This window comes from Eudoraea adriatica DSM 19308 (genome assembly GCF_000382125.1).
Lineage (GTDB): Bacteria > Bacteroidota > Bacteroidia > Flavobacteriales > Flavobacteriaceae > Eudoraea > Eudoraea adriatica.
Genome location: NZ_KB907546.1, coordinates 1 through 26,308, shown reverse-complemented (window position 1 = coordinate 26,308; position 26,308 = coordinate 1). Strand labels below are relative to the sequence as shown.

Here is a 26,308-nt window from a genome sequence, read left to right as displayed (position 1 = left end):
TTAAATTATTGTTATTCTTTTTTGTTAAGCAATGCCCCTGCACCAGAGTCATCATCAACAGGAATTGTTGAAAGACCCGGATTAACGCCAATAGTATGCTTCACCCTCCAATCCTCTTTATCAATCGGCGTAAACCTTCCTTTAACTTCAACTGGGTAACGAATTGCTTGACCAGCTTTTACAGGTAATACTTCGTTGTTTTTTACTACTGTAACACCATTTACAATCACATAAGGAATACCTGTGGTAGGAAAGCCATTTTCCCCTATTTTAAAAGTAGAATTATCGGTGATCGTTTCAGGGTTAAAAATGGTAATGTCTGCAACTTTTCCCACTTGAATTCTTCCTCTTTGCTTCATAGCCTCAAGCCCTGCATCACCCAGGTGTAAAGCTGCCCAATAGCTGGATTGTGCAATCGTAAACATTAAAGGAACGCCTTGTTCACGAGCCATACGAAACGCTGTACCACGCGTACCAGCCGTTCTGGGATGGCCTCTATAATCCTTCCAATCCGCTTCCCATGGTAATGATTCCCCATCGGGACCCACACCAACCATGGCATCAGCTGCTATAGTCATATGAGGTATTGTTAAAAAATCTTTCAACCAGGGCTTGCGGTATGGAAATACTACGACAACCGATCTTCCCGGTTCTTTTTTCATCAATGCGGCATAGGTTTCGTTGGTAAGGTAGGCATTATCAATAGGGTCGAAGATGGTTTCTTCGTATTTGAAACCACGCTTTTCTACCCATTCAGAAGGTTTCAGGAAATCTGCAGTAACTGCTGTTGCTCCAGCAGCGTAAGGATAGTACTCTGACCACATATTCAAACCTTTTGCTCTGGCCAATTGCAATTTTTCTTCTATTTCCCACCAACCAAAATCATTATTATGGCAAATTAAAAATGGAGCGCCTAACAACATGGCATTGGTAAACATCTCATCAAAAGCTATTGGTGCTTCCGTAGGTGTTTCGTTTAATAAATGATATCTGGTATGAGAAGCTGTCATACGGTCATAATTAGCGGCTATTTTTTGAGCCGTAAAAACTTCGTAACTACTTGTTCCCATACTTATATAAGCAACAGGAGCTGCCATACCTATTGCACCTTGTCTTAGATCTTCATCTAATATTTTCATCATTGTATTCATTTGGTCCAAGGTTGATTTTGTTGTTGCCCAACCCTGAACGCCATCTTCTGCAGCTTTGGCAACGTATGGTCTTGCTTCTGTATAATCCATTGTACCAACCATGTTTAATTCAGGGTCATGAATAGCCATTCTTGTCCACAATAAACTTGCAGTAGTACCATAGTTTACCTGCCAACCCGTTTTTGCTTTTTCATCATACCATCCTTTAACATTGAATGATCCGGCTTCAAGGTCCATCCCGGAAGTTACACCGTCTCGAAGTGCCATTTTAGTACTAAAAACATCCATTGAATGATAGTGGGTGTCAATAAACCCGGGAGCCACTACATGCCCTTTAGCATCAATGGTCTCTTTACCTTTAATTGGAGATTTCGTTATCGCAACGATTTTTCCGTCTGTGACCCCTACATTGGCGATAGCATCGAACATGGTTTCAGGATCCATAACCCGACCGTTTAATATGACTATGTCATACGTCTCATTTGTAGTTGTTTTCTGTTGACCGTAGGATAACGATGCTAAGAAAATCAATAGCATTAGTAAATTGTGTTTCATGGTTTTAAAGAATAAATGTTTATAGTTGTTATTACTGGATGTGTTTTTTTCATTTTGTAAATTATGTGGTACTTAAAATTTGTACTGATATAATTTCTTGACGGATGTTGATCAATTCACTTAGTAAATTGAGTAAGGCTGATTGGTTTGGTAAACAGCCAATAATATCTATAACATTTTCTTCTTCCTGACGGATCTGCATATTCCTGCCAACATGTCTGAGGGAAGCTGTAATTTTTCCCTTTATAATAATGTGGTAAATTGATGCCATATTATGATCAGGTCTTATAAGAGAATGCATCTTTAACATATAAGGCCAAGGTACAAATACCGGGTAAGGAATGATCTAATACTTAAGTCGCAAAAAAGTAGTATAACTGAGTGCTTACCTACTGATAATTAATCATTAATCAGTTTTGAAGAATGATTATGGAAGCAGAAATGCGTCTATATTCTTTTAGTATTGCTTTGAGCTTCGGTTTTGTTAAGAATCCAAAGTTGTAAATAATTATGGTCATTATTTATTCCATATTAAGCCGACCATTTTTAGCGGATTAGTTTCTTTTTGGCAAGAAATAACAGTTATAATGAAAAAATAGGATATCTAAAGATTTGCCCTCTGAGCTAGTTGTTTTTTCGTTTTCTTTTGTAATAGTTTCAAAGAGGCCTTATGACGAAATTAATTGGTTTTGGTTAGAAAAAAACGGAGCATCTTCGGCCTATTTTTTCAATGATCATTTCAATGGTTTTTTTAAAAATTGAGGGGAAAAGATGAGTACGCCTATTTCTAATCGGGGCCCTGATGTTCCGTCTAAAGCACGACCATAGGTAATTGCAGGTACTATGGTGTTATTAGGTTCCCACCGGAGCCCAATCTTGTATTCCGGTGCGGAATAGGCGGATCCCGATGTCCCGTAGACTTCACCAACTATAGCTGTTTTGGGAATGATCTTGTAAACAGCAACTCGTGTGGAATAAGTAAAGCCCCAGGCCGGATCACCTGACTCACTATTGCTCCAGTCAAAAATTGCGCCAGGCATGATGTCCCATGAAATGGTATTGTTGAAAAGAGGAAGCGTAATTGGCACAGCAGTCCAAATATTTTGATGTGATTTTAAGAATTCGGTTTGCTCCCAATAACCGGGAGATTTTCCGAATCCCAAAAACGCACCACCTCCACCATTATTTTCTTTGTTGACCCAGAACATGTATTTCGCATAACCCAGAACATTAAAATGCTGAGGGGCTAACTCTTTTTCATTTTCCCAAAACAAGAAAGCCTGGGCAAAAAATTCCCATTTGGGAGCTAAAGCAAAAGACGCTGCCATCCCTGCGTTTCGCCCCCCGGTAGTCAGGAGAATTGTGGCAGTACCATAAGGCATGGTGAGGTAGTTGTCGGTATTAAATTGCTGAGCCCTTGTATCCAGGAAAGTTAAGAAAGAGATACTTGCAAAAATAATGGTCAAACATGACTTCTTTATCGGTATCAGCTCGAGTGAGATAATCAGGATATTGAATTTTAAATTCACTTTAATTAATTTATGTTTATTGGTTTGTTTCAGTACTTTCAAAATAATTTTCTTGATCCGGAATTATTCTTGAAATTAAGGTCCGATTTTGTAGGCTAAGATAAATCAATTTTGATCAGGTGGCTTTTTACGGTTACCATAGAGGTATGAAGTTGATTTGCAGCCTCATTATTTCCGGGTCCCTTAATTTTGAGCCTTACGAGCTTTTGATTAAAAAGTTTTAATTTTTTATGATCGTATAATTGGTAAAAGGCTTACTGACAAAATCTCATAGTGGATTTCATCCAGTCCATTCAATAATCCAAGCAGAGCCGACTGGTCTGGCAGCCATCCGATCAGACTTAAATTATCTGCTTCGGCTTCCTGCCGTATCTGCATACCATCAACAATATTTATAAGGGAAGAAGTGATCTTACCATTTACCCTTATCTGGTAAATCGTATTTTGGTCAATAAATGAAATATTCGAGGGGGTTTTTTCCTGATTGTCCATGATATAAAACTACTGAGAAGAAAGATATAAAACTATAATACTTAAGTCGCAAAAAGGTAGGGTTTTTAAAATAACGCACTACGTTCCCCGACTTTCCTGAGCATAGTTGTGCGATTTGGAACCTTAAGCTTCCTGTAGATATTTGTAAGGTGGCTTTTCACGGTTACTGTAGATATGTTAAGTTGTTCTGCAATCTCCTTATTCATAAAGCCCTTAGCGACAAGTCCTATAAGCTCCTGTTCACGAAGTGATAATTCATTAGAATCACTCAAAGACTTAACAGGTGATTTTTGGTTTGCGAAAACAAAGTTTATACGGGTTAAAATACGGTAAGAAGTGGAGTGGTCCAGGATGTTAAATATAGTTGGCATAACCTTATAAGCTTCTAAAACAGGCCTTATTGAATCGCTTTTTTCAGCTAATAGTAATGCCTCTTCCAAAAACTCCTTTGCGCTTGCCGTGTCACCTAAACGAAATAAGGCCATGGCTTTTAGGAACTCGATATCTATAGTATGATACCTATTGTGGAGGTTGTCTAGAAATGCTTCGACATCAGCGAGGACGTTAAGCGCTTCTTTCACCTGATAAATTGAACCATAATTGACTAAGATTCGGATCTTTGTAAAGGCAGGTACATCAATTAAGAAGGCATACTTTTCCGAGCTCTGTTCAACCCAGTCCGTTTGCGCCCATTCCAGCTCCTTATTGCCTTGTCCTTTAATTAAGTGGACTCTGGCCCTGACCGAACGTTCATACAATTGAAACATTGGATTTTTCATTTTTAAAACCATGCAGTTCATCACGTTGAGGAATGACTCCATTGTCTTGTTATCGTCATTTAGCGCATTTAATATTGTAACTCCTGCTAACGCATCAAAAAACATCCTGTAATTAAGAATCCCTTCATAACCCAGGAGCTCTTTAAAGGCCAGTTGGGATTTAGGTATATTTAAGATCTGAAAGGCACTATTTCCTAATAAATAATAAGCATTCAATTCAAAAAAATTCAATTTAACTTGCTTTGTTATGAAATGAAATTTTTCGGATGCCGCTAAAGCATGCGAAAATTCCCCGGAGAGCATGTAAACAAATATCCTTGCGTGTAAAGAGCGTAAATGCATTATAGAGGCATGCTTATAAGACCTGTCGATATCGTCAAGCATCCCCAATGCTAAAGCAGACTTACCCAGCATCTGCCTGACGATGGCCAATAATAACTCCCTTCGCGCACCAAATAATACACTTTCATCTTTGTATAAAACTTTAGAACGTTCGAGAGCTTCTAAGGCTTTTTCAGGGTTTGGATTAAGAAAGGTTAAATAATAACCCAAATGGTAAAGGTACTGTGAATAGATCTTTGCTTCAGTGTTCTCAATATCCAGTGATTCCAGGATACCCAATATGTAAGAAACATCATTAAAGCTATAGGTTTCCTCAGCAATGGCTAATTCCGTCAGCAGCATTTCCATATTGCCTCTTCGCATATGCTCAGGAATATTTTCCAGCCACCGTTGCACAACCCACCATTGACCCTGATCCAGAATACGCGTCTTGTGCTCACTGATCAGATCACAGGCCAAATCGTAATTTTTTGCCTTGATAGCGTAACGGATGGCTTCATCAATAATACCCTTGCCGGAAAACCACGAACTGATGTGAAGGTAAAGAGGTATGATGATATTGGGTTCGCTTTTTTCCAGATGCCTCTTTAGAATGTCCCCAAATAAATGATGGAATCTATACCAGGTTTCATTATCCCGGATAGGAATAAGGAAAAAATTTAAATCCTTTAATTTAGCCAGGAAAATATCTGCATTACATGCACCTTTAAAGGCATATGTGCAAATCGAGTCGATCAGATCTGCATTGAATTGATCGCAGAGAGAACAAAGTTGCATCTGCCTAATAAAGTTCGGATCTAAGTTTTGGCTAATGTGATCCAACAGCTCGTCAAGATCAGTAGTCAGCATCTCGGATCCCATCTTTTCATCAACCAAATTCGTAAACGACTTCGCTATTATCATCATCCTGATAGCCAGGATCCAACCTTCTGTCCGGACCGTAAGTTCTTTTATTTCGTCAGCACTGAGGCTGATACTATTCCTAACTAGGAGGTCAGTTAATTCATGTTCCTGAAATCTGAGGTCTCGCATCCTGATTTCGAACATCTTTTGATATAACCGTAGTCCACGTAATGTAAAAGGGGGGTCCCACCGGGTAATGATTACCACTAGCAAATTGCCGGTATTTTCATTGATGAGGGCCTGGACCAACTCGTGAATCTGCTGATTTCGTATCAAATGATAGTCATCAAGAATCAGCCTGCAATTTCCTTGGAACTTATTAGTTATTTTAACAATTTTCTCAATAATTATTTCCCATGTAAGAAACTTGTATTCATTCTGCAGCCTTATTAAACTTTGTTTTTCATCAGGACTAACTATCTTAATCGCTTCAGTAAAATAGCTTAAGAAGGTAGTTGTATCATTCATACTCTCTTCAAGGGATATCCAGGTATAATCACCTCCACTCACTTCAAGCCATTGACTTATTAGCACACTCTTGCCATACCCGGCAGGTGCTGAGACCAATAGAAAAGGCAAATAAGCTTTTTTTTCCAATTCTTCCAAAAGATGTGGCCTTGGAAAGAGATCTGGAGTGAGGATTGGCCGCTTTAGTTTAGTGAGAAACATTGTACTATGTAACTGTTAATATCCAATTATTAATACCTATTTATAATAACTTGTTCAATCAAAATGGGTGGTAAGGTATGTATGATTTAATTTAGTGAAAAAGATAAAACCTAATACCTCGTATATTAAATAAAAGGATTTTGATTGAAAAATACAAATTAATGACGTTAAGTTAAGGTTATCTGTTTAAATATTAAACATAAGTGTAATTTTGTTTACAGATGCTTATTTAATCGCCTTTTCCAGATCAGGGTATATAAACTAAGCTCTTATCGAAATTTCAACAAAGAAAAGGTTTAATTTGAGGTAAATGTAAGAACATTATGTTAAAGTTATTTGTTTATAAATTAAACATAAGTGTAATCTTATCTACAGATAATTATTTAATTGGATTTTTCCTGATCAGTTTGAATAATTTATTTTGAGTTTTAGATGTGTCCTGCAAAGTAGATAAACTAATACCCAAACCAACAAATACAGGCGCATTACTGAGATTTTCCAAATCAACGTTAACCCCCATCAATATATGGCTCAAGAGTATAAAATAGCCCTGTTATCATAGCAGGATACTGAAGATAACTCATGAGATGAAAAATTTGTTTTATTTTTCTCATTTTGATTGGTACATTTTCAATATTTATAATGCACATATGATACTTATAAAACCATAAACTTTTTTGTTAAATGTGGTGCTGGCTATGAATATTAATGCCAACTTGTTTTATGCGAAACAGTATCATCAAATATCCCTAAAACTTTTCGGATAAGTTTACCTTTTTGGGTTCTTTATTAAAGAATCATAATCACATTTAATTGAACTCGTAAAAGAGCTTTTATAATCCCCCTATATTTCGTAGTACATTCATAGAAATTAAAAATGCAATTTAACAAACGATTTAATAAAAGAGTTCCAGCTGTTTATCATCTGACTGCCTATTAGAACAGTGGTTCCAACATTTTTAATCAATCCTCTTTCTCCAAATGACACATATACTTAAAAACAAAAATCTGGAGATACATATTGACACCCCTTTTGAAAATTATAAGTTTCCCCGATTTGACTGGACCGGAAAAATTGTGGAGGTGAAATCTAAGGATATTCAAGTGTCAGGTGTGGAAAGAACGGCTGGTCACAATGAGAATTATTTTGGAAAAGGGTTTTATAATGAATTTGGAATTGACAAGGCATCAGGCTTTGACGAATCGGATATAGGCGGTTGGTTTCAAAAAATAGGAGTAGGCTTATTAAATGTGTGAAAATTGTATGCCTTTTTAGTTTTCATTCTTTTTTTGGTTTTTTTCTAATCAGATTTTTATTTTCCCTCCGAATGCCGGATTACCTCATCCTATTCGGTGAGCCATTGCGAAACCACTCCTGCAGTGAGTAGATAGATGGTCCTAAAAATAACAGATATCTAAAAAAAAACAAGGCCATGCAATTTTACAAGATAAAATTGGTGGATTATACCCGCAATGATTTTAGATCCCCTTATCTAATATTAACAAAATTTTAGTCTTGAATATTTGATATTCTTCCCCTCAACCCATAGTATATAAATGAATATTAAAAAAAATATTATGGGAAATATAAGAGACAAAAGAAAATTTAAAAGAAAAGTAGTACAAACCAATCCTACCAATCCTACAGGGAATATCAACATTGATACCAATAAGTTTGATATTGATAAGGAAACCATTAAAGAACAACAAAACAAAAGGTAATTGTCTGTTTTTCTTCATTAAATTAAAAGGCCATACCAGGAAGCGTATGGCTTTATTATTACCATCAACCGAAACTTCTTTCGTACGGAATACCATCAAAAAAGAACCGTATAAAATGTATCCTTGTTCATGGAAGGGATTTAAGAATATTTTGTAAAAACCCAATTATAATTTGGATACTCTACAGATTCTCTTATATTAAAAGTATGATTGGAAAACAGAAATTAGAAAACATAGCAATTTTAGAAAAATCAATTAATCATCTTCAAGCTCAGGGTTTTGAAAATATCAAGGCCGATATGCCAGGTTACGAAACTCCAAAGACCTTTTTAAAGAAAGGTGCAGGGTCTAATATGGTGCCGGACATATCAGCCGTGAAGAACGGAATAAAGCACTACTTCGATATCAGTCTTAAATTAGACAAACCCAGCATTTTAAAGTCAAAATGGTTATTGCTGGATACCTATAGTCGTCTGAATGCAGCCGTTTTTAAAATTATTACTACCAAAGGACATTTTAAGTTTACGGATCAATTATTGGAGGATATTAATCTTACAAATAAAGAACCTTTAAAGATTTAAGGCGTAATAATTACAATCTTTGCAGTATAGAACTTATGATGTCTGCCATAGGCTCATCTCTTGATACTGGTGACATTGCCACAGAACAAATTCTGACAGACTTTCTGAGAGTATTGGAAAAAAGAAATTGGATGTTCACTTCATTCCTCAAATAGAAATTTGACTTTCTCCGTGAATATAAAAACCCACGCCGGTCGGCGTGGGTTTTTTGCTTGATGTGGGCCCTACCGGATTGCATATCCATTGGGAAACCGATACTGCAGTTAGAAAATCCCCGGCGACCTCCGGCGCCGGTTATTTTTTAGTTTTAGAACTACTGGATTGCATATCCATCGGGAAACCGATACTGCAGTTAGAAAATCCCCGGCGACCTCCGGCGCCGGTTATTTTTTAGTTTTAGAACTACTGGATTGCATATCCATTGGGAAACCGCTACTGCAGTTAGAAAATCCCCGGCGACCTCCGGCGCCGGATATTTTTTAGTTTTAGAACTACTGGATTGCATATCCATTGCGAAACCGCTACTGCAGTTAGAAAATCCCCGGCGACCTCCGGCGCCGGATATTTTTTAGTTTCCCTCCGAATGTTCAAACAAGTTTGAAATTCTGCGGAAAATAAAAAATCCGCACGGTTCCGTGCGGATTTTCTGAATGATGTGGGCCCTACTGGATTCGAACCAGTGACCCCCTGCTTGTAAGGCAGGTGCTCTGAACCAACTGAGCTAAGAGCCCCTAAGGGGATGCAAATATAGAATAGTTTTTTGTTACCTAAAACAAAAAATAAGAAAAAATCACAGGACCTCGGCAACCGTAAATGTACTACCTCCTATATAGATGAAATCATCCTTAGCTGCTTTGCTTAGCGCTGCTTTATATGCCTTTGGTATGGAATCATAGATTGACCCTTTTAAACCGGCTTCAGCGGCTTTCTTTCCTAAAATTTGCACATCCAGACCCCTTGGGATATCGGGTCGGGTAAAATAATAGATTGCATCTTTCGGGAATAATGGCAATAACACATCCAAATTCTTCTCTTTAACAAAACCGAGAACAATATGTAAAGTTTTAAATTCCTGCATTTTTACCTGTTCCAGCACCAACGAGAGGCCTTCACTATTGTGGGCAGTATCGCACATAACTTTTGGGTTTTCCTGCAGGATCTGCCACCTTCCCAGCAGTCCGGTATTCTCTACCACATGCATAAGACCTTTTCGTATATGTTCCTGACTTATCGAAAAACCTTTGAGTAAATTAATAATGGCAAGCACTCCTTTAATATTCCTTTTTTGATAGCTGCCATAAAGAGAAGTTTTATACTCCTTGAAGTCTTCCTTATCGGCATAGACCAGATCTGAATTTCTTTCTTTTGCAATTTTTTCAAAAACAGGGGCTATCTCTTCCTGATACTCGCTAATCACTAATGGAACGTTGGCTTTTATAATTCCGGCTTTCTCTATGGATATCAATTCCAATGTGCCGCCCAATAAATCCGTATGGTCCAGACCAATGTTAGTAATAAGTGAAGCTAATGGAGTAATAATATTAGTGGCATCTAAACGTCCGCCCAGACCCACTTCAATTACCGCAATGGATACTTTCTTTCGGGAAAAATAATCAAATGCCATTCCAACAGACATTTCAAAAAAAGACAGCTTGTTCTTTTCCAGAAATAACTTGTTCTTTTCGATAAACCCTATAACGTCTTTTTCACTGATAGGATTTCCATTAATCTTAATGCGTTCCCTGAAATCTTTTAAATGGGGGGAGGTATACAGCCCAACACTATAACCTGCTTCCTGCAATATGGATGCAAGCATATGGCTGCTGGAACCTTTGCCATTCGTTCCTGCAACATGAATACTCTTAAAATTTAAATGTGGGTTTTTTAAGTGTGTCGCCAGAGACCGGCTATTCTCTAATTTACCATTGTAAGCTTTTGGCCCCTTTTGCTGATACATTGGAAGTTGTGCGAACATCCAATCCAGGGTTTCCTTATAGGTCATTTATTATTCCCCTAATTTAAAGTTCACTACAACAAAACCTATTTGTTGGCTGGGTGCTTTGGAATCCAGATTCCATTTATGAAGGAATGCGGTTTTCCTGGCAGGGTCTAACAAGCAGGGATGATTATTGGTCGTTCCCTTTACTCCCGCAGTGGCATCGATAACCTTGCCATTTCTATCTACGGTAATTTTAACAACTACTCTTCCCTCTTCATTGCATTCCTGTTGTACTTTTCCCTTACTTACCAAAGAACGTCCGCTAAGGCCATAGCCACCGGTTCCGCTTCCCGATCCGGGACTTCCATAATAACTGGTGGCATAAGGGTCGCCCTCTGGCTGTCCTTTGTCACCTGCCCTGTTATCATCACCCTCACTGCCCTGAACTTCACCATCAGACTTGTTAAGACCACCCATAAGTTCATCCAACTTTTTCTTTTTGGCTTCTTTTTCCCGTTGCGCTTTTTCCTCGGCAGCCTTTTGTTCCCTGGCCAATTGTTCGGCTTTGGCCTGAGCCTTTCTGGCCGCTTCTTCTGCCTCTCGCCTGGCGGCCTCCTGTTGTCTAATCTTTATAGATTCTTCGTCTTCCTGTGTAAGTACTTTTTCGGTAGCTTTCTCCGTTACATCCTCTTCTGCAACTTCTTCAGGCTGAGCTGCAGCTTTTTCTTCAACTACTTCTTCCTCCGGCTCTTGGACAGGTTCTGCTGGCTGCGATTTTATTTTTTTAATCGGTTGCTCCTCCCCCATACCAAACTCCATCGTACCAAAATTAACAGTGATCCCATTCTCAATAGGTGGATCCATATAAGTCAGGCCAACATAAAAAAGCAATAGCAGAAGTACGCTTAACAAAATAGTAGTTAGCGTAAATGATTTTTTCTTGTGTTCTGTATCTAAAAATGACATTAATTTGGCCGCACAGCCAGGATCACTTTATAACTATTCCTATTGGCAATATCCATTACGTTAACCGCTTCTTTAATGGCTACGCTTTCTTCTGCCCTTAGAATAATTGTGGGCTTTTCCTGACCCTCAAGTGCTTTCTTTAATTCAATTTCTATGTATTCTCCGTTAATTCTTTCGCTGTTCACAAAATATTCGAGATTCTTATTGATCGTCACCGACACATTTTGAGTATTTGTTGATTTTCCTTTGGCCTTTGGCAAAAGCAGATCCAAAGCATTGGGTGAATTAGCCGTTAGCATAAAGAAAATCAGAAGCAGAAATACAATGTCCGTCATAGAGGACATGCTGAATTCCGGACTAATCTTATTTCTTCCTTTAATTTTCATAGGTCTGTCTTAAACAGGTTCGTTCAGTAAATCGAGAAATTCCACGGCATTTGCTTCCATCTTATGAACTACCTTGTCGGTTCTATTCACAAGGTGGTTGTAGCCCATATAAGCTACAATACCCACAATTAAACCTGCAACTGTAGTAGTCATGGCAGTGTAAATACCAGAAGCCAGGGCGCCCATTTCTGCTTGACCGCCACTGCTGGCCATTTGATGGAATGCTATAATCATACCAATAACAGTTCCCAAGAACCCTATCATAGGGCCTGCACCCGCAATAGTAGCAAGGACATTTACATTTTTTTCCAATTTATAAACCTCCAGGGTTCCGGCATTCTCGATAGCCGTATTAATATCATCAAGTGGTTTACCTATTCTCGAGATTCCTTTTTCTGTTAACCTCGCCACGGGTGAATCTGTTTGGGCACATAAAATTTTAGCCGCTTCCAGCTTACCGGTCATCACATGGTCGCGTATTTGATTCATGAAATTCTTATCTATTTGCGAGGCCGCCTTTATGGCCAGTAACCGCTCAAAATAAATATATAAGCCAACCGCCAGCATTACAAAAAGAACAGATATAATTACTATACTCCCTGTCCCCCCATTAAAGATCAGATCAATTACTGAAAGTGTTTTTTCTTCTGAAACCAGTTCCCCAACTTGTGCTTCATCTACAAGATCCTGAAATAATACCATATTTTTCCCTATTAAAAGTTGCCCTTATAACGGTAGATTCTCAATTAAATTATGCGTTTAACACTAAATTTCGAATAAGTACAAATGCAGCCGAACCGCCAATAAAACCAAGGAATGCGAGCCATGCAATTTTTTTGAAATACCAGAAAAAATCAATTTTCTCCATTCCCATAGCTACCACGCCGGCTGCAGATCCTATAATCAGCATACTACCACCCGTTCCTGCGCTATAAGCAATAAAATGCCAGACAGCATCATCCAATGGTATTGAGAACATCCCCATACTGGCAGCCACCAAAGGTACGTTGTCTATCACAGCTGAACCAACCCCCAGAATTAGTATTACCAAATCTGAAACAGTTCCGTCCATTGCTTCAGTTCCAAGAAATGGCATGACAGAATCTAGTGTACCTGCAAAATGAAATAACATCCCTAAAGATTCCAGGGCTGCAACAGCCAAAAGTATCCCAAGAAAAAAGAGTATACTTGGAAGTTCAATTTTTGAGAGGGAAGAATGCACCGCACTATGGTGAGCTCCTTCCTGACTCTCTGCACCATCCACGTTCGAAATACTGAATTTTGCGCTAGTATATATTTCTGCAAATGCCGCTACAAAAGCCAATGAAAGCATCATCCCTACATAAGGGGGTAAATGCGTAATAGTTTTAAAAAATGGAACAAATACTATAGAACCTAAACCAAGGTATAACATAGTAGCTCCAAAAGGTGATTTTGCTTTTTCTTCTTCTAATTCCGCTTTAATATTACCTTTAAACACCTCATACCTCAGCGCAACAAGAACAGGTATTACCATGCAAACTATTGACGGTATAAGAACATGTTCAATGAGCTGCAGCGCGGACACCTTATTACCAATCCATAACATTGTTGTGGTAACATCGCCAATAGGAGACCATGCCCCACCGGCATTTGCCGCAATTATAATCATCCCCGCAAACCAAAGTCTGACCTCGCGTTCTTTTATAACTTTTTGCAATATTGTTACCAGAACGATAGTGGCGGTAAGGTTATCTATAATCGCAGACAGTATAAAGGCCAATATAGAAAATAGCCAAAGTAGTTTTGATTTTTTCCTTGTGCGTATATAGCCCTTTATAGTTGCAAATCCATCAAAATAATCTATAATTTCCACAATGGTCATTGCCCCTAAAAGGAAGACAAGGATTTCGGCGGTTTTACCAAGATGATGCAACAGCATTTCATCTATGTGAGATGGTTCCAATTCCTTTAAGTCGGTATTTACCTCAAATACGGGCAAATGGGCCAATGCTATGATTGCCCATAAAATTGCCATCATCGCCAAAGCAGGAATTAGTTTATCTATTTTCAGATTGTGTTCAAGGGTAATTGCCAAATAGCCGGCTAAGAATACAATAATAATAATGGTCTCCATACTGGTTGGTTTTAGATTAATTGTTTAAGGGCAATTTCAAATGCCGTCTTACTCATGTTCTTTTTTGTTACATTTTCTTTAAAGATATTCAAAATTGCTTTTCGAATGGTATCTGAAGTATCATTAAAAATTAATTCGTCATCCATGCCCACTCTTCGCTCCATGAAATACGCAAATAATCTTGCCATTCCACAATTTGAAATAAAATCAGGGATAAGACTAACCCTTTCATCTGTATACTCCATGATGGAACCAAAAAATATTTCAGGATCTGCAAACGGTACATTTGCTCCGCATGAAATAACCTCAAGGCCCGTATCAATCATTTCAGTAATTTGCTCCTGTGTTATTAACCTGGATGCCGCACAAGGCGCAAAAATTTCCGTTGGCAAACTCCAGATACGTTCGTTCATTTCATCAAAAGGAATCATTTTATCTGCATCAGCTATTAATGTATTTCCTTTTTTATGCAGGAAAAAGGTCTTTATTTCTTCAAATGAAAAACCATCTTCATTAATAACACCACCTACTCTATCAATAATACCTACAATCCTTGCACCCATTTGTGCCAGATAAAAAGCTGCTGCTGCTCCTACATTTCCAAATCCCTGTACTATAGCACGCTTGCCAATTACAGTTCCCCCAAAAATATCATAGTAGTGCCTAATTGCTTCTGCCACACCATATCCTGTTATCATATCAGCTACTGTGTATTTTTTCGTTATATCGGGGGAATACGTATTGCTTTCCAATACTTTTATTACCCCGAGTCTTAGCTGTCCAATCCTATTAATCTTATCGGCTTCTGTAGGCTTAAAATGTCCATTAAATACACCTTCCTGAGGGTGCCAGACACCTACATCCTCGGTTATAGGAATAACTTCATGTATTTCATCTACATTTAAATCTCCTCCCGTACCATAGTAACTTTTAAGCAGCGGTGAAACCGCAGCATACCACCTTTCCAATACGCCCCTTTTTCTTGGGTCATGCGGGTTAAAGTTAATTCCCGATTTTGCTCCGCCAATTGGCGGTCCCGAGACTGTAAATTTAACTTCCATGGTTTTTGCAAGAGATAACACCTCGTTCATATCCAAGCCTTCACGCATTCTTGTTCCTCCTCCGGCTGCTCCTCCCCTGAGAGAATTGATTACGGTCCATCCTTCAGCTTCGGTTTCCGGATCTTTCCAGTTAAAGACTATCTCCGGGGGTTTGTTTTCATATTTTTTTAATAGCTTTTTCATTTGTTAATCAACTAATTAAGTTACCTGAATTAAAATTTGTAATAAACCTGGTTATTTAACTTATAGTAATCCAAATGAAGCTAGTGTTGTCTCATGATTTATTTGATATTGTTAGAAATAGGTAGCACTCTCACAAATATAAAAATATTGTACTACTTTGAAAGTTTTTCGGATCCTGCGTGCGTACAAAAATATAATTCATAATCAGGTGCTTTCAACATAGCAAATAAGCCTTTGTATCCATTCATATATTCCCCCATACTTGTATCTTTGCAATACTTTCTATCAAACTATATTGCAATGAATTTTACACTAACAGAAGAACAGGAAATGATAAAGCAGGCGGCCAGGGATTTCGCCCATTCAGAATTACTACCAGGTGTAATTGAACGTGATGAGACGCAGCAATTCCCTTCCGAACAAGTAAAAAAAATGGGGGAGCTTGGTTTCATGGGAATGATGGTAGATCCGGAATATGGCGGTAGTGGTCTGGATACATTATCCTATGTATTAACCATGGAGGAACTTTCAAAAATAGATGCGTCTTCATCGGTTATTATGTCTGTAAATAATTCATTGGTATGCTGGGGTGTAGAGACTTTTGGATCCAAGCAGCAAAAGGAGAAATACCTTAAAAAATTGGCGTCGGGTGAAATTATTGGTGCATTTTGCCTTTCAGAACCGGAAGCAGGCAGTGATGCTACTTCACAGAAAACGACTGCTATTGATAAAGGTGATCATTATGTTCTGAACGGGACAAAAAACTGGATCACAAATGGAAATTCGGCATCAGTGTATCTCGTAATTGCTCAAACCAATATTGAAAAAGGCTACAAAGGCATAAACGCCCTGATAATTGAAAAAGGTATGCCCGGGTTTGAAATAGGTCCGAAAGAGAATAAATTAGGAATAAGGGGAAGTGACACACATTCTTTAATATTTAACGATGTAATAGTACCCAAGGAAAACAGAATTGGTGATGATGGCTTTGGATTTAAATTTGCAATGAAAACCCTTGCCGGTGGAAGAATCGGTATTGCAGCACAGGCTTTGGGAATTGCAGCAGGAGCATATGAACTTGCCAAAAAATATTCAAAAGAAAGAAGGGCATTTGGCAAGGAGATAGCAAACCATCAGGCAATTGCTTTTAAACTTGCAGACATGCATACTCAGATTCAGGCTGCGAGGCTGTTGGTTTATAAGGCCGCTACGGACAAAGACATGGGTAATGATTATGACCTTTCCGGCGCTATGGCCAAGCTTTATGCATCACAGGTTGCAATGGAAACGACTGTTGAGGCTGTACAAATATTTGGTGGGAATGGATTCGTTAAAGAATATCATGTTGAACGCATGATGCGGGATGCAAAAATCACTCAAATATATGAGGGAACCTCAGAAATTCAAAAAATGGTAATATCAAGGAGTATACTCAAAAACTAGCTTTCTATAGTTCATTAATGGTTATGTGCCCTGAAATTTTCTGGGTACCACTTCAAAATAGTAACATTTCTAATCAATAATCTTCTCAAAGATTGGGTAAAATTGTAAATAAGTACTATTTTGACCACTCTTACCCCCCGAGCTTATCTTTTGAGACTAAACTTTACTTCTGATTTATTATAATCTCAATTTATAGGGGGTAAAAATTCCAAATTGAATATATTTTAACGTTTTTTTGCAAACGTTAACTATTTTGTACACAATCTTCCTAAATGATGTACATATTTTATTAAAAATGATATTTTTGAGCAAATACTGCAATAAAGATGATGAAAAAACAAGGCTTGTATCTACCTGAATTTGAACATGATAACTGTGGCGCTGGATTTATTTGCAGCCTGAAAGGAAAAAAGTCAAATAGCATTATTCACAAGGCTCTCGAAATCCTCGATAAACTAGAGCACAGGGGCGCTGTAAGTTCCGATGGAAAGACCGGGGATGGTGCCGGAATCCTTATAGATATCCCGCATAAGTTCTTCCTGGATGAATGTGATTTCACGCTTCCCAAAGCAGGAGATTATGCGGTTGGCAATGTGTTCCTGCCAAAAAAGGATAACCAACGCGACTATTGTATCTCAATATTCGAAGAAAACATAAAGAAACAGGGGTTGCAATTAATAGGATGGCGAAATGTTCCTGTTAACAAGTCTGTTCCGGGAAGAATTGCCGGAGAAACAGAGCCATTTGTGAAGCAAGTCTTTATTGGTAAAGAAAGTAAAACACAAAAGGATTTTGACTTTAACCTCAAACTTTATATCGCACGTAAAGTAACGGAGCATGCCCTGTTAAATTCAAAACTATCTGAGAGTAAATTTTTCTATGTGCCAAGTCTTTCAACAAAAATAATCATCTTTAAAGGCCTTCTGATGCCCAATGATATTAAGCTTTATTTTAAAGACTTAATGGACGCAAGGGTTGTAACAAGATTAGCATTGGTTCATCAACGTTTTTCCACCAATACTTTTCCTACCTGGGATCTTGCACAGCCATTCAGGTATATGTGCCATAATGGGGAAATCAACACATTAAGAGGCAATGTAATGCGCATGAGTTCCAGGGAAGCACTATTGAAAAGTGATTTGTTTGGTGAAGAAATCAGGAATATCCTGCCCATAATTTTACCCGGAAAATCCGACTCCGCCTCAATGGATATGGTCGTAGAATTACTACTCATGACAGGCAGGTCTCTTCCGGAAGTTATGATGATGCTGGTTCCGGAAGCCTGGGAGAAGAACGATGAGATGTCAGAAAATAAGCGGGCGTTTTATGAATACAATTCCTGTGCTATGGAACCCTGGGACGGTCCGGCATCTATTCCGTTTACAGATGGGAGTTACATAGGTGCAGTTTTGGACAGAAATGGACTTAGACCATCACGGTATTCGGTTACTAAAGACGGTTATGTAATAATGTCTTCTGAAACAGGTGTGTTAGAAATAGCTCCTGAAAATATTGAATACCACGGCCGACTTGAACCTGGTAAAATGTTTTTGGTTGATATGGAAGCCGGAAGAATTGTTAATGACGAAGAAATCAAAGAAAAAATAGCAAAAAAGTATCCTTACAAAAAGTGGTTAGACACTAATCTAGTCCATTTAAAAAATATCCCATATAATGATTGTCCCCTCTTTCTCAATGAAGCGTCACTAGAAAAAAGGAAAGCTGTATTTGGCTATACTCTTGAGGATATTAATACAATTATCCTTCCAATGGGCCAACATGCCAAAGAACCAATAGGTTCTATGGGTTCTGATACTCCTATCGCAGTTTTATCTGAACGCCCTCAACTCTTATATAATTATTTTAAACAACTTTTTGCACAGGTAACCAATCCACCATTAGATGGTATTCGCGAAGAATTAATTACGGATATTTCTCTGACGCTGGGGAGTGATCATAACATTTTTGACATCACAGAACTGAATTGTCGCAAGTTGAAAATCCAAAACCCTGTGATTTCCAAAGAAGATCTTGATAAGATTAAGAATTACGATGCAAGCCCTGATTACAGGGTGGTTTCAATTCCTATTCTCTATAACATAGCCAGAGGACACAATGGTTTGGAGGAAGCTCTTGAAAACAATTTAAGAGAAGCAGAGAAAGCCATAGATAACGGAGCAAACATTATTATTTTATCGGATAGAAACTCCGATAAAGATAGAGCACCCATTCCTGCATTACTTGCCTGTTCTTATATTAACAGTGGACTTCAGCGATTGGGAAAACGTTCCAAATTAAGCATTATTATTGAATCTGCGGAGCCAAGGGAGGTCCATCATTTTGCTCTGTTGTTCGGGTTTGGTGCAAGTGCAATAAATCCCTATCTCGTTAATGAGATCATTGCAGAACAAATTGAAGAACATGATATTACGGAATACACATTTGATGAGGCCATTAAGAATTACAACAAAGCCATAGGAAAGGGTATTTTAAAAGTCATGAATAAGATTGGTATCTCTACGCTAAATTCATACCGAGGTTCTCAACTTTTTGAATGTATTGGAATTAATACAAAAGTTGTGGATAAATATTTTCCAAATACACCAACCCGTATTCAGGGCATTGGCTTATATGAAATAGAGAAAGAAATATCCAAAAGACACAAAAAGGCTTATCAGGATCAACATGTAGCTGCTAATCTGGATCTTGAAATTGGAGGTGAGTACCGCTGGAGGCGCGATGGGGAAAAGCATATGTTCAATCCTTTATCCATTGCAAAACTCCAGAAATCTGTCAGAAATAACGAACCGGACACCTACAAGGAGTTTGCTGCAATGGTAAATGAACAATCTAAAAATTTAATGACTATCCGAGGTTTATTTGAGTTTTCAAATTATGACCCAATCCCCATTGAAGAAGTAGAACCATGGACTGAAATAGTTAAACGATTCAAGACAGGTGCAATGTCTTATGGTTCCATTAGCAAAGAGGCTCATGAAAACCTTGCGATTGCCATGAACAGAATAGGTGGTAAAAGTAATTCCGGTGAAGGAGGGGAAGATGCAGAAAGGTTCTATAAAAACCAGACAGGTGATTGGCGTAACAGTGCTATTAAACAGGTTGCGTCAGGAAGGTTTGGAGTTACATCAAACTATCTTACCAATGCACAGGAGATACAGATTAAAATGGCCCAGGGAGCAAAACCGGGAGAAGGCGGCCAATTACCCGGACCAAAGGTAAATCCGGCAATAGCCAAAACGCGAAATTCCACCCCTTATGTAGGTCTTATTTCACCACCACCGCATCATGACATCTATTCTATTGAGGATTTGTCGCAATTAATATATGACCTGAAATCTGCGAATCGCGAGGCCAGGATTAATGTGAAACTTGTTTCTGAAGTGGGCGTTGGCACGGTTGCTGCCGGTGTGTCCAAAGCGAAAGCGGATGTGATTCTTATTTCCGGCTTTGACGGGGGAACCGGTGCATCTCCTCTAACTTCACTCAAGCATGCAGGGCTCCCGTGGGAGTTAGGAATTGCTGAAGCCCAACAAACTCTGGTAATGAACGACCTGAGAAACAGAATAGTTTTGGAATGCGATGGTCAATTAAAAACCGGAAGGGATGTCGCAATTGCCTGTCTTTTAGGAGCAGAGGAATTTGGATTTGCAACAGCTCCCCTGGTAGCATCCGGATGTATAATGATGCGTGTTTGCCATCTGAATACCTGTCCGGTGGGTATTGCAACCCAAAACCCTGAACTGAGAAAAAAGTTTAAAGGCAAACCGGAACATGTAGTAAACTACATGTATTTTGTAGCAGAGGAGTTAAGAGAAATAATGGCTCAGCTAGGCTTCCGCACTGTCAATGAGATGGTAGGGCAGGTGGAAAAACTGGATAGAAACGGGGCAATTAATCACTATAAGGCATCAGGAATAGACCTAACGCCTATTCTTCATCATATAGATGTGCCAAAGAACACAAAACTTTATAATACCCAAAAGCAACAACATCAAATTGAAGATTCTATAGAGTTTGAAATTATAGAGAAATCACATCCCGCTATATTCAGAAAGGAAAAAATATCTTTAGATTTTCCAATCCATAATACCGACAGGGCGGTAGGAGCAATTATCAGCAATGAAATTTCTAAAATATATGGCGCTGAAGGACTGCAGGAAAACACTTTGAAATTAAATTTTACTGGTTCTGCCGGGCAAAGTTTTGGAGCTTTTGCTACCAAAGGCCTTACCATGGTGGTCAATGGTAACACAAATGACTATTTGGGAAAAGGACTTTCGGGTGCCAGGCTGGTAATAAAAGTTCCGGATAAATCTACTATACAACCGGAAAATAATATCATAACCGGAAATGTAACGCTTTACGGCGCCACTTCTGGAGAGGCATATATAAATGGTAAAGCAGGCGAACGTTTTTGTGTAAGAAATTCCGGGGCACAGGCTGTTGTAGAAGGAATAGGAGACCACGGATGTGAATACATGACCGGAGGAGTAGCCGTTATCCTGGGTGAAGTTGGAAGAAACTTTGGTGCAGGAATGAGTGGAGGCATTGCTTATATTTTTGATGAGAAAAAGACTTTTGAGAAAAGGTGTAATAAGGAGGCTTTGAACCTATTGGCAGTAGAAGAGGACAATGACATAAAGCAACTCAGGACATTAATAGAAAATCACTATAATACCACTTTAAGTCCGCTTGCTCAAAGAATTCTTGAGAATTGGGAAAATTACCTGCCAAAATTTATTAAAATATTCCCGGAAGAATACAAACAGGCATTAATTCGTCTGGAAAGAGAAAAATTAGAAACAATATAATCGATAGATGGGTAAGATAACAGGATTTTTGGAGTTCGATAGAAAAGTGGAACCATATGCTCCGGTAGATGAGCGCATTCAGAATTACAAAGAGTTTACAATTCCTATGAAGGAAAAAGAACTCAAAGATCAGGGTGCCAGATGTATGGATTGTGGGATACCATTTTGCCATAGTGGATGTCCTCTGGGCAACTTAATTCCGGATTTTAATGACGCGGTATACCGCGGGAAATGGGAAAAGGCGGCAGAAATTTTGCATGCAACCAATAATTTTCCTGAGTTTACCGGAAGACTTTGCCCGGCGCCATGTGAGGAAGCCTGCGTACTTGGAATCAATGAAGACCCCGTTTCTATTGAGAATATTGAAAAAAATATTGTGGAGACGGCATTTAAGAAAGGTTGGGTTAAAGCCATTCCACCGGAAACAAGAACCGGTAAAAAGGTTGCCGTTATTGGCTCGGGACCTGCAGGTTTAGCTACGGCCCAGCAACTCAACCGGGCAGGCCATACAGTCATAGTCTTTGAACGTGATGAAAAACCTGGTGGCCTTTTGAGGTATGGGATCCCCGACTTTAAAATGGAGAAACATGTTATTGACAGAAGACTCCAAATTTTGCAGGAAGAAGGTATTGAATTTAAATGCGGGGTTAATGTTGGCATTGATATTAAGGCTGAAGTGCTCCGCAAAGATTTTGATGCCGTGGTATTATGCGGTGGAGCTACCGTTCGGAGAAATTTACCAATAAAAGGTGCCGATTTAAAAGGAGTTGTACAGGCGATGGATTTTTTAGGCCAAAATAACCGCAGAGTTGATGGATTGAAGTTCGAAGGAGAAGAAATAAAAGCCACTGATAAAAATGTCATTGTTATTGGAGGGGGCGATACAGGTTCGGATTGCATAGGAACATCTTTCCGGCAAGGGGCGAAATCTGTAGTAAACTTTGAAATTATGCCCAAAGCCACCCCTGACAGGCCGGAGGATCAGCCATGGCCTTTCTGGCCAATGCGCTTAAGAACAAGTTCTTCCCACAAGGAAGGTGCAGAACGATTTTTTAGCATCTCCACTAAAGAATTCATCGGCGACAAAAATGGAAATTTAAAAGGTCTCATTACCGCAAATGTTGAATGGGAGAAAATACCAGGTCAGCGCCCTGTTTTGAAAGAAGTCCCTGGTACAGAAAAGGAATGGCCTTGTGAACTGGCTCTGTTGGCCATGGGTTTTACCGGTTCTGAAATGACAATTGCAGAGCAGCTGGGGCTAGAAGCCGATCCAAGAACTAATATCAAAGCATCCGTAAAAGACTACAAAACAAATGTTCCCGGAGTTTTTGTTGCCGGGGATCAGCGAAGAGGACAATCCTTAATTGTATGGGCCATCTCGGAGGGCAGACAGGCTGCCTATCACATAGATACATATCTTATGGGCAAATCCTATTTACCCCTTAAAGGAGAGGGCGACTTGCCAAGAATCTAAAAGGATTTTGGTTTCAGGAGCTATTTAAATAGCCGCAAATACGGGTCTTTTGCACAGTTAATATGCATTGCTATGTTCCTCATTGACCGCATGTATTACTGGCAGTACATTTTTGTTCAGCTCCTTAAGTCTTTCATCTACTTTGTAGTGTACAGAGTTCTTTGAGAATGAGCCCCCCTGTAACTTTTTCCCGGCTGTTAACCCTGTTAGGATCTCAAGGCCGTCATCTACAGTATCAATTGCCCAGATGCGGAAAAGACCTTTTTCAACTGCCGATAAAACTTCATCTTTTAACATTAAATTTTCCAAATTAGGCTTAGGAATAATAACTCCCTGTTGGCCATTGAGGCTGCTTTGAGCGCATACCTCGTAGAATCCTTCGATCTTTTGATTAATGGCGCCAACTGGCTGTAGTTCGCCTCTCTGATTGATAGACCCTGTTACCGCAACACCTTGTTTAACAGGTAGTTGGGCTAAACTGGACAATAAGGCAAATAATTCAGCACACGAAGCACTATCCCCTTCAATTTCCGAATAACTCTGTTCAAAAACCAAACTGGCAAAGAGACTTAAAGCTTTATCCTGACCATATTTTTCTAATAAATACCCTTGCAATATCAGAATTCCCTTAGTATGGATTGGCCCTGCTAATTTTGCTTCCCGCTCAATATCAATCAAACCTACTTTACCAGAAGCAATACTGGCTGTTATTTTATTAGGCCTGCCAAAGCTGATATCCCCAAGATCAAGAACAGATATTCCATTGATCTGACCCACCTTAGATTCTTCAAGGTCAATCATGAGCTGTCCTCTCTTTATCATTTCGTTTATCTTGACCTGTATTAGATTAGAACGATAATACCGAGCTTCAATAGCCTCTTTGATATCTTCAGCGCCAATTTCATTTTTTTTGGCCAGTCGTGCATAATGGTCTGCTTCATGTATAATATCCTGTATTTCACGGAATTTTATAGATATTTTTTCTCTATCCCCGGCCATTCTGGAGGCATGTTCTACAAGCCTGCCCATAGCTTCGTCGTTAATGGGAAATAATTCATTTTCTTTTTGGATCCTATAGGTAACCCCGGCAAAATCCAATATGTTTTCAGAGGAATAATCCATAGAAGTATCAAACTCAGCCTTAACCTTGAATAGTTCTTTAAAATCTTCGTCTAGTTCATATAATAGATAGTACAACCTGGGAGACCCAATTAAAATTACCTGAATATCGAGTGGGATTGGCTCGGGTTTTAAGCTTTTAGCACTAATAATACCCAATTGTTCCCGGGCATCTTCAATTACGATCTCGTTATTCTTTAGAGCTCTTTTCAGGCTATCCCAGGAAAAGTAGGACATCAGTAAATCTTTCAGGCTTATAATAAGGTAGCCGCCATTTGCTTTATGCAAAGCTCCGCCTCTGATAAGGGTAAAATTCGTAATGAGTGTTCCCATATACGATTCGTGCTCTACTTTCCCAAATAGATTATTTAACGTTGGGTTTAATTCGAGTACAATAGGAGCTCCAGAAATATCTGTATTATCTGTGATTACATTTACATCATATTTTTGGAATTTCAGCTCTTGTTTAAAATCTAGCCTGTCCTGATTTAAACTTGCTTTTAGAAAACTATGCAAACCGGTAATTATGTCTTTTTTAATCTCATCCAAATACAATAGTACGTCTCGAAAGTCCCTGTATTTTTCATTCAATTCCTGTAATAGGGAATCTATGGAATAGGAGGCAATACTTTCATCCAGTTGTAATAGAGATTCATTACCGGTACGTTCCAATTCACGATTTTTTCGAATTAGCTCAAAAAGTTCTTTCTTTAATTCCGATTGCTTATTAAGTAAGTTATCCCGCTCTTTTTTATCCAGTTTATCAAATTTTTCGTCATTTAAGGGTCTTCCCTTATCATCGGTTGGGATGACCAATATTTCTATAGGGGTTCGGGTAACGGCAAAATTATTTGCACGTGCCTTGTTATGAATATTCTGGAATAACTTTTTCTCTTTTTGTCTGAAATCCTCAATAATCTGCTCTTTCTTATCCTGATATTCTTTGCTTTCAAAGGCATTGATCAGGATTTTTTGTATTTCTTTGATCAAACGCTCTATATCGAGTTTAAAAGTTTGTCCTCCGCCATTCGGCAATTTGATCCTTTTAGGATAGAATGAGTCCTGAAAATTGTTGACATAGCACCAATCACCCGGGGTTACTTCCAATTTTGCCTTTTCTTCCAAATAATGGTTGACAGCTTTCAATTTTCCGCTTCCGGGATAGCCGGATACGAATATATTGAAACCACCTCTTTTATTGCCAATACCGAATTCAAGTGATTTCAATGCTCGCTCCTGTCCGATTAGCAATTTGGATGATTCTTTTTCTCTTATTTGCTTCCAGTCTATTTCTTTTGCAACTATACCTTTCCTTAAATCTTGTGGTTTTAATTGATGTATCATGGACGATCTATTAAAGGATATATTCATTAAAGGTATTATAGAGCTATAATACCTGCCATGATGCTAGTCATATCTGAATTATAGGAGCAAACAGATGTTTCGATTATTCTTCGAATTTTTCGGATAAAAAAAAGCACCTACCAACGAATTGATAAGTGCTTTTAAAGAAGGCGGCGGCCTACTCTCCCACCAGTTACGGCAGTACCATCGGCGCAGACGGGCTTAACTTCCCTGTTCGGTATGGAAAGGGGTGGACCCCGTCGCCATGGCCACCCGAGTTTTGCGTTGTCCGATTTGCGGAACAACGTCTGCCGGTTAGTTTTCACTAGCCCAGGCAGCAATATCTTAACATAATGAGACAGGGTGTTTACTCTGGGAGGCAACGTATTTAATAGGGAGGATGTGCAAGACTACCTTTTCTACAAGGCTCTTGACGGCGCAAGCTCAACGGGCTATTAGTATCACTCGGCTGCGTACCTTGCGGCACTTGCACCTATGACCTATCAACGTGGTAATCTTCCACGGCCCTTTAAAGAAATCTCATCTCGCGGCGGGTTTCGCGCTTATATGCTTTCAGCGCTTATCCCTTCCCGACTTAGCTACCCGGCAATGCCCCTGGCGGGACAACCGGTACACCAGCGGTCGGTCCGACCCGGTCCTCTCGTACTAGGGTCAGGACCGCTCAAATTTCTAACGCCCGCAGTAGATAGAGACCGAACTGT

General features: G+C 39.0%; 18 protein-coding genes, 1 tRNA gene and 2 rRNA genes. 6 read left to right on the top strand and 15 right to left on the bottom strand.

Annotated elements, in window-relative coordinates:
• Window positions 1–11: 11 nt before the first annotated feature.
• The 5 genes from G504_RS18090 to G504_RS0100110 all read right to left on the bottom strand — a co-directional run bounded on the left by G504_RS18090 (window position 12) and on the right by G504_RS0100110 (window position 6,420).
• Window positions 12–1,706, bottom strand: a complete 1,695-nt coding sequence (locus G504_RS18090) for an amidohydrolase family protein (RefSeq protein WP_205619649.1) — start codon at window positions 1,704–1,706, stop codon at window positions 12–14.
• 61 nt (window positions 1,707–1,767) lie between these two features.
• Window positions 1,768–1,977 (bottom strand): hypothetical protein, encoded by a 210-nt coding sequence (locus tag G504_RS19865; protein WP_205619648.1) that lies wholly within the window; start codon window positions 1,975–1,977, stop codon window positions 1,768–1,770.
• 463 nt (window positions 1,978–2,440) lie between these two features.
• The gene (locus tag G504_RS0100120; protein WP_157472961.1) at window positions 2,441–3,235 is read right to left on the bottom strand and encodes a hypothetical protein; all 795 of its coding nucleotides are present in this window, start codon (window positions 3,233–3,235) and stop codon (window positions 2,441–2,443) included.
• Between the two features lie 228 nt (window positions 3,236–3,463).
• Entirely contained in the window at window positions 3,464–3,727 is a 264-nt protein-coding gene (locus G504_RS18085) for a hypothetical protein (protein ID WP_019668088.1), read from the bottom strand.
• Between the two features lie 65 nt (window positions 3,728–3,792).
• Window positions 3,793–6,420, bottom strand: a complete 2,628-nt coding sequence (locus G504_RS0100110) for a LuxR C-terminal-related transcriptional regulator (protein ID WP_019668087.1) — start codon at window positions 6,418–6,420, stop codon at window positions 3,793–3,795.
• 981 nt (window positions 6,421–7,401) lie between these two features.
• On the opposite strand from G504_RS0100110, the gene G504_RS0100095 reads away from it, so the two are divergent.
• The 3 genes from G504_RS0100095 (at window position 7,402) to G504_RS0100085 (ending at window position 8,723) form a co-directional block, all read left to right on the top strand.
• Window positions 7,402–7,677 carry a hypothetical protein gene (locus G504_RS0100095; RefSeq protein ID WP_019668084.1) on the top strand — a complete coding sequence of 92 codons (276 nt, stop codon included), beginning with the start codon at window positions 7,402–7,404 and terminating at the stop codon, window positions 7,675–7,677.
• A gap of 321 nt (window positions 7,678–7,998) precedes the next feature.
• Entirely contained in the window at window positions 7,999–8,142 is a 144-nt protein-coding gene (locus G504_RS19745; protein ID WP_169336889.1) for a hypothetical protein, read from the top strand.
• Between the two features lie 206 nt (window positions 8,143–8,348).
• Window positions 8,349–8,723: a hypothetical protein gene (locus tag G504_RS0100085; RefSeq protein ID WP_019668082.1), complete on the top strand. Its 375-nt coding sequence runs from the start codon at window positions 8,349–8,351 to the stop codon at window positions 8,721–8,723.
• A 656-nt stretch (window positions 8,724–9,379) separates the two neighbouring features.
• On the opposite strand, the gene G504_RS0100065 is transcribed toward G504_RS0100085, so the two are convergent.
• From G504_RS0100065 to G504_RS0100035, 7 genes are all read right to left on the bottom strand, one after another.
• Window positions 9,380–9,454 (bottom strand) — tRNA-Val (locus tag G504_RS0100065).
• Window positions 9,455–9,513: 59 nt separating this feature from the next.
• On the bottom strand, window positions 9,514–10,725 hold the full coding sequence (locus G504_RS0100060; protein WP_019668078.1) for a bifunctional folylpolyglutamate synthase/dihydrofolate synthase: 1,212 nt from the start codon (window positions 10,723–10,725) through the stop codon (window positions 9,514–9,516).
• A 3-nt stretch (window positions 10,726–10,728) separates the two neighbouring features.
• Entirely contained in the window at window positions 10,729–11,628 is a 900-nt protein-coding gene (locus G504_RS0100055) for an energy transducer TonB (protein ID WP_019668077.1), read from the bottom strand.
• Window positions 11,628–12,014, bottom strand: a complete 387-nt coding sequence (locus tag G504_RS0100050) for an ExbD/TolR family protein (RefSeq protein ID WP_019668076.1) — start codon at window positions 12,012–12,014, stop codon at window positions 11,628–11,630. The genes G504_RS0100055 and G504_RS0100050 overlap by 1 nt, the downstream gene beginning before the upstream one ends.
• 9 nt (window positions 12,015–12,023) lie before the next feature.
• Window positions 12,024–12,716, bottom strand: coding sequence for a MotA/TolQ/ExbB proton channel family protein (locus tag G504_RS0100045; RefSeq protein ID WP_019668075.1), 693 nt, complete (start codon window positions 12,714–12,716; stop codon window positions 12,024–12,026).
• A 49-nt stretch (window positions 12,717–12,765) separates the two neighbouring features.
• Window positions 12,766–14,130, bottom strand: coding sequence for a sodium:proton antiporter NhaD (gene nhaD, locus G504_RS0100040; protein WP_019668074.1), 1,365 nt, complete (start codon window positions 14,128–14,130; stop codon window positions 12,766–12,768).
• Between the two features lie 11 nt (window positions 14,131–14,141).
• On the bottom strand, window positions 14,142–15,374 hold the full coding sequence (locus G504_RS0100035; protein WP_019668073.1) for a Glu/Leu/Phe/Val dehydrogenase dimerization domain-containing protein: 1,233 nt from the start codon (window positions 15,372–15,374) through the stop codon (window positions 14,142–14,144).
• A 300-nt stretch (window positions 15,375–15,674) separates the two neighbouring features.
• Here G504_RS0100035 and G504_RS0100030 point away from each other — a divergent pair, with 300 nt between their 5' ends.
• From G504_RS0100030 to G504_RS0100020, 3 genes are all read left to right on the top strand, one after another.
• Window positions 15,675–16,817 carry an acyl-CoA dehydrogenase gene (locus G504_RS0100030; RefSeq protein WP_019668072.1) on the top strand — a complete coding sequence of 381 codons (1,143 nt, stop codon included), beginning with the start codon at window positions 15,675–15,677 and terminating at the stop codon, window positions 16,815–16,817.
• 329 nt (window positions 16,818–17,146) lie between these two features.
• Window positions 17,147–21,649, top strand: coding sequence for a glutamate synthase large subunit (gltB, locus tag G504_RS0100025; RefSeq protein WP_019668071.1), 4,503 nt, complete (start codon window positions 17,147–17,149; stop codon window positions 21,647–21,649).
• Between the two features lie 7 nt (window positions 21,650–21,656).
• The gene (locus G504_RS0100020) at window positions 21,657–23,123 is read left to right on the top strand and encodes a glutamate synthase subunit beta (RefSeq protein WP_019668070.1); all 1,467 of its coding nucleotides are present in this window, start codon (window positions 21,657–21,659) and stop codon (window positions 23,121–23,123) included.
• A 57-nt stretch (window positions 23,124–23,180) separates the two neighbouring features.
• Here the strand turns inward: G504_RS0100020 and G504_RS18080 are convergent, their stop codons facing one another.
• From G504_RS18080 to G504_RS0100005, 3 genes are all read right to left on the bottom strand, one after another.
• Window positions 23,181–25,586 carry a Lon protease family protein gene (locus tag G504_RS18080; RefSeq protein WP_019668069.1) on the bottom strand — a complete coding sequence of 802 codons (2,406 nt, stop codon included), beginning with the start codon at window positions 25,584–25,586 and terminating at the stop codon, window positions 23,181–23,183.
• 165 nt (window positions 25,587–25,751) lie between these two features.
• Window positions 25,752–25,863 (bottom strand): 5S ribosomal RNA (gene rrf / locus G504_RS0100010).
• A gap of 157 nt (window positions 25,864–26,020) precedes the next feature.
• Window positions 26,021–26,308: ribosomal RNA gene (locus G504_RS0100005) — 23S ribosomal RNA — on the bottom strand; the annotation flags it as partial.

Bases quoted from the DNA above. Each gene is read 5' to 3' on its own strand.
- G504_RS18090 (WP_205619649.1), bottom strand. From the start codon at position 1,706: ATGAAACACAATTTACTAATGCTATTGATTTTCTTAGCATCGTTATCC.
- G504_RS19865 (WP_205619648.1), bottom strand. From the start codon at position 1,977: ATGGCATCAATTTACCACATTATTATAAAGGGAAAAATTACAGCTTCC.
- G504_RS18085 (WP_019668088.1), bottom strand. From the start codon at position 3,727: ATGGACAATCAGGAAAAAACCCCCTCGAATATTTCATTTATTGACCAA.
- G504_RS0100110 (WP_019668087.1), bottom strand. From the start codon at position 6,420: ATGTTTCTCACTAAACTAAAGCGGCCAATCCTCACTCCAGATCTCTTT.
- G504_RS0100095 (WP_019668084.1), top strand. From the start codon at position 7,402: ATGACACATATACTTAAAAACAAAAATCTGGAGATACATATTGACACC.
- G504_RS19745 (WP_169336889.1), top strand. From the start codon at position 7,999: ATGGGAAATATAAGAGACAAAAGAAAATTTAAAAGAAAAGTAGTACAA.
- G504_RS0100085 (WP_019668082.1), top strand. From the start codon at position 8,349: ATGATTGGAAAACAGAAATTAGAAAACATAGCAATTTTAGAAAAATCA.
- G504_RS0100060 (WP_019668078.1), bottom strand. From the start codon at position 10,725: ATGACCTATAAGGAAACCCTGGATTGGATGTTCGCACAACTTCCAATG.
- G504_RS0100055 (WP_019668077.1), bottom strand. From the start codon at position 11,628: ATGTCATTTTTAGATACAGAACACAAGAAAAAATCATTTACGCTAACT.
- G504_RS0100050 (WP_019668076.1), bottom strand. From the start codon at position 12,014: ATGAAAATTAAAGGAAGAAATAAGATTAGTCCGGAATTCAGCATGTCC.
- G504_RS0100045 (WP_019668075.1), bottom strand. From the start codon at position 12,716: ATGGTATTATTTCAGGATCTTGTAGATGAAGCACAAGTTGGGGAACTG.
- nhaD (WP_019668074.1), bottom strand. From the start codon at position 14,130: ATGGAGACCATTATTATTATTGTATTCTTAGCCGGCTATTTGGCAATT.
- G504_RS0100035 (WP_019668073.1), bottom strand. From the start codon at position 15,374: ATGAAAAAGCTATTAAAAAAATATGAAAACAAACCCCCGGAGATAGTC.
- G504_RS0100030 (WP_019668072.1), top strand. From the start codon at position 15,675: ATGAATTTTACACTAACAGAAGAACAGGAAATGATAAAGCAGGCGGCC.
- gltB (WP_019668071.1), top strand. From the start codon at position 17,147: ATGAAAAAACAAGGCTTGTATCTACCTGAATTTGAACATGATAACTGT.
- G504_RS0100020 (WP_019668070.1), top strand. From the start codon at position 21,657: ATGGGTAAGATAACAGGATTTTTGGAGTTCGATAGAAAAGTGGAACCA.
- G504_RS18080 (WP_019668069.1), bottom strand. From the start codon at position 25,586: ATGATACATCAATTAAAACCACAAGATTTAAGGAAAGGTATAGTTGCA.